Below are 2526 nucleotides of genomic sequence, written 5' to 3' on the forward strand. Positions count from 1 at the left end.
TGGGTGCGCCCATATAGCTTCACATATATGCGTGAAGCGTGGGATAGATAAAAATCTGCCTTTGGCAAGGCAGTGGGCAAGGTACTGACTGCCCATCGTTATCAACTCAGCCTGCGGGGAAACCCATAAGGTGACAACAGCATGTTTGAAAAGGCATAATTCCACAAGTCACTATGTGGCGAATGAATGTCGAAACGAAAAGCTGCGTATAAGGATAAAAGCTGGATTGCTTGAACGATAGTCAGAGGTGTTGAATCGAAGGCTATGGCGGAAAGTGACTATGAACGCCATACGGTTATAGGTGGATTCCTATGCCAGTCGGGAAATCACAAGTACCCTTAACCGACCGACTGCAATAAGCAGAAAATGACGAAAGTCGTATCCGAGAACGCAGTAAGCCATGTTTTATCTATTCTAAATGGGGATTGCCTAAGTTGGAACGCAGAACGCTCTGCTATGGGATTTAGTCCCTGAATATCCGATATGGCAACGGAGCTCTGGTAGTAGTCCGGGCAAGGGAAAACCTTGTACATGGCGAAGCAGAGCAGATTACCTTCAATACTAAAATATTAGAAAGGTGCGTGAGGCATTTGAGAAATCCGATTGAAGTATTGAAAACTCTACAAGAGAAAGCAGGCAACGAGAACTATCAATTTGAACGCCTGTACCGAAATCTGTACAACGAGGAGTTTTTCCTATTGGCATACGGAAATCTCTCTGCAAAAGAGGGAAATCTGACCAAGGGAACAGACGGCGCCACAATAGACGGAATGGGAATGGAGCGGATTCGCAAGCTGATTGAAAGCCTGCGGAACCACAGTTACCAGCCGTCCCCTGCGAGACGTGCCTATATCCCAAAATCTAATGGAAAACGGCGTCCGTTAGGCATACCCTCTGTTGACGATAAGCTGGTGCAGGAAGTTGTGAGGTTAATTCTCGAAAGTGTGTATGAAAGCAATTTTTCTGAACATTCGCATGGTTTTAGACCGAACAGGAGCTGTCACACGGCACTGACCCAGATTCAAAGAAACTTCACAGGGGTTAAATGGTTCATTGAGGGGGACATCAAAGGTTATTTTGACACCATCGACCACCATATCCTTGTGGATATTTTAAGAAGGCGCATAAAGGACGAATACCTAATCTCGCTGATATGGAAATTTCTGAAAGCCGGATACTTAGAAGACTGGAAATTCAATCCTACCTATTCCGGCACTCCGCAAGGCTCGGTCATCAGTCCAATACTTGCCAATATCTACCTTAACGAATTCGATACCTATGTTGAAGAATACATAGAGAAATTCAACCGTGGTAAAAGACGTGAAAGAAACAGTGAGTATCGCTTTTATAGTGATGGCGCATCGAAACTGAGGGTAAAGTACCGCGGGTTATGGGAAATAATGACAGCCGATGAAAAAGAAAAAGCCAAATGTGAAGTAAATGAGCTCATGAAAAAAGCAAAACAGATTCCAGCTATGAATCCGATGGACAGCAATTACCGCCGTCTGCTCTATTGCAGGTATGCGGATGATTTTATTTGCGGAGTAATCGGAAGCAAGGAAGATGCAGAAACCATCAAGGCTGATTTTAGCCGGTACCTGAAAGAAAAGCTGGGACTGGATATGTCGGAAGAAAAGACACTGATTACACACTCAAACGAAAAAGCGGCGTTCCTTGGCTACGAAATCGCTGTTTCCAGAAGCAATGAATACAAAAAGATAAGCAACGGACAGAAGGCAAGAACCTTTAATGGGCGTGTTCATCTATTTATGCCACATAATAAATGGGTTAAGAAGCTGACCAGTTGCGGAGCAATGGAAATCAAACAGCAGGACGGCAAAGAAATATGGAAACCGCAGGCGAGGAAAGACCTCATCAACAAAGAGCCGATTGAAATCCTAAGCATTTACAATGCCGAAATTCGTGGGCTGTACAATTATTATTGTTTGGCAAGCAACGTATGCAAGCTGCAGAAATATTACTACATCATGGAATACAGCATGTACCAGACGTTTGCAGCGAAGTACCGTGATAATTTGCGGAAAACGATTAACAAGCATACCCGAAACGGCGTGTTTGGTGTCAGCTACACTACAAAAACCGGCAACGAGAAACGGGCGACATTCGTGAAAGGAAGCTTCCAAAAACGGACTGTCAGCTTAGATTACAGTGATGAAATCCCCTCTTATCCTGCCGCAAAATATAGTCGGAAAAACGGCTTAATTGAGCGGTTACAGGGTGGAAAATGTGAACTATGCGGACAGCAGACCGACAATGTAAAAGTTCATCATGTCAGGAAGCTGAAAGAATTAGCCGGTATGAAAGAATGGGAAAGAAAAATGGTTCAGATGAACAGAAAAACTCTGGTTGTTTGTAATACATGTTATGGAAACATAACAGGCAAGTAAAGGTAGAGGGTAATTGGAGAGCCGTATACGTCGAGAGGCGTAAGTACGGTTCGGGGGCGAGTATCTGGAAATCTGCCGTGGCAACACGGTAAGGCGCCGGGTGCTTAGCCTACTATAC

Annotated in this window: 1 protein-coding gene; it reads left to right on the top strand. The window is 44.4% G+C overall.

The window, feature by feature from the left end:
* Positions 1-590: 590 nt before the first annotated feature.
* Positions 591-2408 (top strand): reverse transcriptase/maturase family protein, encoded by a 1818-nt coding sequence (locus tag H8S80_RS33810; protein ID WP_055650193.1) that lies wholly within the window; start codon positions 591-593, stop codon positions 2406-2408.
* Positions 2409-2526 lie beyond the last annotated feature (118 nt).

It is taken from the genome of Hungatella sp. L36, assembly GCF_014288035.1.